At 46.4% G+C, this 5,767-nt stretch carries 7 protein-coding genes; 5 read left to right on the top strand and 2 right to left on the bottom strand.

Annotated features, from left to right (window positions below; genetic code table 11):
* Positions 1–89 precede the first annotated feature (89 nt).
* Positions 90–428 carry a hypothetical protein gene (locus JF818_RS03040; RefSeq protein WP_198890512.1) on the top strand — a complete coding sequence of 113 codons (339 nt, stop codon included), beginning with the start codon at positions 90–92 and terminating at the stop codon, positions 426–428.
* Here JF818_RS03040 and JF818_RS03035 read toward each other — a convergent pair.
* Together JF818_RS03035 and tnpB are read right to left on the bottom strand one after the other, a co-directional pair.
* Positions 421–2,079 (bottom strand): IS66 family transposase, encoded by a 1,659-nt coding sequence (locus JF818_RS03035; protein ID WP_198890511.1) that lies wholly within the window; start codon positions 2,077–2,079, stop codon positions 421–423. The genes JF818_RS03040 and JF818_RS03035 overlap by 8 nt on opposite strands.
* A gap of 72 nt (positions 2,080–2,151) precedes the next feature.
* Positions 2,152–2,502, bottom strand: coding sequence for an IS66 family insertion sequence element accessory protein TnpB (tnpB, locus tag JF818_RS03030; protein ID WP_198890510.1), 351 nt, complete (start codon positions 2,500–2,502; stop codon positions 2,152–2,154).
* Positions 2,503–2,650: 148 nt separating this feature from the next.
* On the opposite strand from tnpB, the gene JF818_RS03025 reads away from it, so the two are divergent.
* From JF818_RS03025 to JF818_RS16310, 4 genes are all read left to right on the top strand, one after another.
* Positions 2,651–3,382 (top strand): hypothetical protein, encoded by a 732-nt coding sequence (locus JF818_RS03025; RefSeq protein ID WP_198890509.1) that lies wholly within the window; start codon positions 2,651–2,653, stop codon positions 3,380–3,382.
* Positions 3,383–3,395: 13 nt separating this feature from the next.
* Entirely contained in the window at positions 3,396–4,463 is a 1,068-nt protein-coding gene (locus tag JF818_RS03020; RefSeq protein WP_198890508.1) for a hypothetical protein, read from the top strand.
* 72 nt (positions 4,464–4,535) lie between these two features.
* Complete coding sequence (locus tag JF818_RS03015) at positions 4,536–4,850, top strand: hypothetical protein (protein ID WP_198890507.1); 315 nt, start codon at positions 4,536–4,538, stop codon at positions 4,848–4,850.
* A 367-nt stretch (positions 4,851–5,217) separates the two neighbouring features.
* Positions 5,218–5,767, top strand: a 550-nt coding sequence (locus JF818_RS16310; protein ID WP_233065844.1) for a hypothetical protein, incomplete at its 3' end; no start/stop codon positions are given.

Here is a 5,767-nt window from a genome sequence, read left to right as displayed (position 1 = left end):
AGTAAGCGCACTATAAATCGCTCTTAATCAACCGAATCTCCTTCAATAGAATGAACACAATCATCAATCAAGGAAAGGAGAAGTAATCGATGCACTATCACACCTATACAAGGAAAGAGAAGCTTGCTCACCTGGAGCGGGCAAAAGCCGTCAGAGAAGAAGGAAAAGGATCCTTCTTGTCATACGCTCAAACCGCAGGAATAGGAAGAAGCACCTTCTACAAGTGGATGCATACATATGGGTATTATGAGGAAGACTACGACCCCAAGCCTATCATTCCCTTCGTCGGTTTGGGTAAGCCATTGGATAAACAACCGGCTGGGGACCAGAAGTTGGTAGTGCATGTCTTTGGTGCGAAAATCGAGGTAAGCCTGTCAGGCAATTTCCTGGAATTGCTTCAAGGCATACGGATTGAGAGCTCTATCTAGTGGCGCCAACGAAGTTGTATACCGTGGTTCTCTGTGGATCAGGTTTAGCATTCAAACGCCTGTTTCTCAGCTCATCCAGTATTGAGAGATCAATGTTCCACGGCAGCAGGGCCTCACGCTGCTCGTCGGTGCTGCAGCCGGGACCGAAGGTACAGAGGGCCTCCACATAATCCATTGGATTGAGGGAAGATCGTTTGGCCGTCTCTATCATTGAGTAGAAGAAGGCTGAGGCATCTGCTCCATCGACGGATTGGGAAAAAAGCCAATTTTTGCGACCTGTCGCAAATGCTTTGGCCACCAATTCGCACGAATTGTTCGAAGGGGTTGCCTCGACAACATCCAGGTAGGTCCTCATGTACGGCTTGTAGGTGTACAGGTAGTCAAGGGCCTTTCCCATCGCCCCTTTCGGGGAGTACTGCCTGCGGGTGTCCTCGGCCATGGCATACACATTGTCGATGACCTCTTCGGATTCCTGCTTTCTGGCGGCAAGGAACTGCTCTGTTGAGATTTCCCCGCAACGGAGCATCTTCCTGTACTGCTCATCGATGTCATAGAGCTTGGCCACTTCCTTGACAATCTCCAGTGCATGCATGTCATGCTTGTTGAGCTTGAGGATCTTCTTCAGCTGTCGTACTGCATGGACCCAGCAGACGCAATGCTTGTCATAGGTGAGATATCCCTTGAGCCCATCGGTCATCAGGTGGGATGTGTAGCCATGCTTGGTCATATCCTCGAACAATACCTCACGTGAACGGCCCTGGATGTAGTCCAGCAGCACGAGACTCTGGGTCTTGCGCGTCTGCACGTCGTAGGTGTCGCCTATGGTTATGTACATGAACCCGTTCTTCGAAACCTTGCCCGAAGGGCCCTTCACATTCAGCACCGAGACCCTGGTCTCGTCCTTGCTTATGAATGCCGAACGGTAGACCCGCTTCTTGAGGTACTCCACAAAGGGAAGCAACTCCTCGTAGTAGGTTATCACCCAGGAGGCCAGCTTCTGCCTTGGGAGGAAGTAGCCATCCCTGCGGAAGATTTCCTCCTGCCGGTACAGGGGAAGGTGGTCGTCAAACTTGCTGACCACCACACCCGCCACCAGGCTGGGGGATGCCCCTAGCGTCGATGTTTTGGAAGGAAAGAGGATCCTCTTGTTGTTGTCCCTGTCCGCTTCCACATCAAGTGTGCGGTACTGGGGATAGTGATGGCGCTCGACCACGATCTTGCGGGGAACGACGGCAATCTTGCTGATCACCTTGTCCTCGACCCGCTTGTAGGAAATACCGTCATTGCCGGTGATCACATCGTCACATCCCTCGGTATGGAATACATCGCATACAGGGGTTCCGGCAGGTGCTGTGCAGGCATTGACCCTTGGGCGCTTCTTCCGGCTGTGTGCCGCAACCTCGGTGGCTTCCTCTTTCCCGGGAATTTCCGAAAGCACTGCATCCAGGATCTCAAGTTCCTGGAACAACCAGCCGATCTGTTCGGATGAGGGGAGGTATCGCTCTGCTGTCCTGAGCTTGTACAGCTCCCTGAGATTAGCGATTTCCTCATCCTTTTTCTGAACGATCGAAGAAAGGTTGAGAGCCAATGCAGCAAGGTCCTCACGTGACATCCGGGCTAGGTTTTCCTTCGTGATCTTCATATCGTCCATGGATGAATGATAGCAGAAAACGAAGGTTTGCTCAATAGATTTGGCATAAATAAGGTATTTCAGGACATCATTTTAGCCTACATATCTTGGATTGAGAACGGGAAACCTTCTCCAGACATCATAGCCTTTCAGCAACAGGAGCAGGTCTGGAATTTCCACCTGGAGCGCCTCTTCCTCGGTGTTGGGCCATCTGAACGATGAGCCACATTCAAGCCGCTTGATGATCTCGACCCAGCCGTTGCGGTCCCAGACAATTGCCTTTATCGTTCTCCTGGTTCCGCCGCAAAACAAGAACACCGACTTGGAAAAGGGCTCGAGTCTCATCTCGTTCTGAACGATGTATGCCAGGCTGGGGGATCCTTTCCTCATATCCGTTACCCCTGGCTTGATGTAAAAATCATAATCCTCAAGATTGATATCCATTGTTCGCCTCCATAGATGAGAGGCTATTGGTTTTCAGACAGGATTTGAATAGTGATTTATAGTGCGCTTACGCATAAATAGTCGGTTTTTTTGGAAAATATGACAATTCTTCCTGGTACCGATACACCAGCTTTATTGCAAACAGTATATGCATGATGATCTCTATACGGATTTCGGACATGCATTGCTTGAGATCCTTAATTCTGTTACTGCAGAAGACCTAGCTTCACTCGATATCCATGATCCCAGAAACTGGTATAGAGGAGATAATTCAAATGAACATCCTGAAACTGCCCATGAAGCAACTGTCTTTGTACTCGAAAGTATGGATGCAGAACTACAAGCCCGATTAACTAATGAAAGCGATCCTTTAATCAGAAAAAGATTGGTATTCTGTAACAGAACAGGGAATTCAAATAACATCATGATCATTCCCAACCAAGACCCTGTGCTAGACCATGTCGATGAAGAGTTGCTCAAAAGAGCCGAAAGTATAGACCACGATGTAAAGCGCCGATACGGAGAGATTTGGCTGATGGCTGATGATATATATGATGAATTAGATCCCAAGCACAAGGAAGAACGGCTAGCATTGGCTGAACTGATATACAGGTCGGTTGAAACCATGGATCTGGAAACACTTAAAACCCTGCCTATGTACCGTAATGCCAGAGTTGATCATTTCGTTGACATCAAAATTCATCCAAAGGAGTGGTTGTATAGCTGCGTTGGTGGTTTTGCATTGAAAAGAGACATATGTAAGTTAAGAGGGGTTAAATTCTATAGTGGCAGAGATAATGAGTCATCATCGATGAACTCGGAGAGTAGGCTTCAATCGGGGAGTGGAGAAGATGCCGTTTTGATAGATCTCACAATTTGAATGGGAGGTAGTAATGGATATTTTGAATCGGAAAATTTGGCAGCAAGCGGCAGGAGATACCAATCGTGACTATTCGGCTCTATGCCTGAGGTGGGGTGTGATTCTCAATGGTCCAGGGCATGCTGGGAAATGGTCGGAATGTCAAGCTGTTCTTCATGAAGAAAAGTTGAGTGCCAAGAAGGTTACTGGTCTGAGGCGATTCAATGAAGAAATGCAGAGTGGAGACCTTGTCGTTTTACGCTTGGGGACTTCGTCGATTCTGGCTGTAGGAGAAATAGTTGGGGGATATGAATGGTTGGAGGCTTTCGGCGACGTTGATGGATGGGACCTTCAACATTGCAGAAGGGTTCGTTGGTTGTGGAAATCCCCCGAGAATCCAAAGAAATTTGAGACGTATTCCTTGAAGCTTGGAGATACGACCCAGTTGCTGAATTCCAAGGTTGTCGAGGACTGGCTGAGGGAACTGGTGATTCCCGAGAAAGCTTTCAATGCATCTCTTCCAGAGATCCTTGACTCTGCAGAGCCTGGGATGGACTTTGCCCTTGAGATGTTCGATGTATCTGAATACCTTTATGATAAAGGAATGTCGAGTGCATCCATAAATAGGCTTCAGGGAGACATCGGGGAATTGATTCGTATAGCAAAATGGTACAAACAGCAAGGTATTAATCCTTCTGAATATGAGACAGTAGCATATCTTGTGATACCTTTGCTGAGGTCTATCGGCTGGACTCCACAAAAGATGGCCGTAGAGTGGCACCGGGTAGATGTGGCTTTGTTCTCAGAGCTTCCAAGGGAAAATGGCAACCTTTCGGTTGTGGTTGAGGTGAAGAAGCTTAATAACTCTTGTCTTACTGCAAAGTCCCAGGCACAGGAATATGCATCTGAGAAACAAAATTGCAGACGTTTGATTGTCACCGATGGTTTGCGCTATGGGGTATTCTCAAAGGATTCCAACGGTGATTTCTTCCTGGATGCTTATTTGAATCTTGCCAAGCTGCAATCCAAGTATCCAATCTATGAATGCGCTGGGGCAAGGGAGGCTTTTCTGCTAATGTCGCCTGAAAGTAATATGAAATGAGACGGAGCTAATGCTATTTTGTATTGCAGACATTTGGTTTGAAAGCATCTTTCCTTCTTTGGAGGCTGATGAATGATTTTTTCCGAGTTGCTTAATCAGAAGTCACTTTATCTGAAGGATTTCAAGCTGTACATGGCTATTATTGTGAAATATAGGGATGAACCCTGGGTACAATTATCGGAAGGGGAATTTGAGGGTTGGCAATCCCAACAGACTAAGCCCAATTTCCCCAGGCCGATGATCCTATCCTTCGTGTTCATTGGTAAGGATGAGTGGTTGTTTGCTGGGATTTATGCTGCGGGGGAGTGCCAGGAAATAGATGGATGCTTCCAATATGAAACAACTCTGGTATCATACTTTGCTGAGTACATTGGAAATATTGGATAAATCCATCAGAGTTCAAGAATGAATACTTGTACCATTAGCAGAAATTCCAATAGATTATTAATTAATTACCACCAAAAAGTGATATAATTAATTAATGAGACCATTTCCACAGATTCAATATATACCTCTCACCTTGACAATTTCTTTTGAGAAGCCGGTCGAATATGGGGTTCCTCCTGCATTTATTCTCAGAAGTATATTGGGGTTGAATCTCCATGACATTTGTTGTATCGCCCGGAGAAACACGTGTCCAGAATGTGAACATAATGGAAGTTGTATATATGCACAGGTTTTTGATACCATACTGCAAAAAGATAATCAGATGTACTATGGGCGGAACAGGGCGCCACACCCTTTTGTTCTCTACATGGACGATTGGTCCAGACCAAAAGAAAATTCTTTGACATTCACTGTGCTTGTGCTTGGCAAGACCATAGCCTATACGTCGTACATCTATGGTGCTTTCCTTCGAGGCCAATCCCGTGGTTTTGGTCGTGACCGGATTCGGTATACTATTGAGTCTATTTCGTCAGATGGGGTAGAACTCCTTGAAGATGCTGATTTCCTCAATTACCAGAATGCAATTAAGACTTGGGTTCCTTCAAGTGAACAACAGGATAGCACCTATGAAGGATCTCTTCTCATTCGTCTCCAGAGTCCACTCAGATTCAAGCATCAAGGCACATATGCTGATTCGTTCACAAGTCTTTCCTTATTCTCCTGTTTCAAGAGGCGATTGGAGATACTTTGCCTTTTATATGGGATTGTTGAAGAAGTCCAGGTTCTCCCCCTAAATTTTAAGGTCCTGAATCAAATGACTGAGTGGAAGGAATATCCTCACTACTCAACTCGGCAGAGGCGTAATATGTTTCTTGGTGGGGTAGTAGGAAACATCGAACTCAAAGGAGAGTTTACCC

It is taken from the genome of Sphaerochaeta sp. S2 (assembly GCF_016406725.1).
GTDB lineage: Bacteria > Spirochaetota > Spirochaetia > Sphaerochaetales > Sphaerochaetaceae > Sphaerochaeta.
This window is presented reverse-complemented; position numbering and strand designations above follow the sequence as displayed.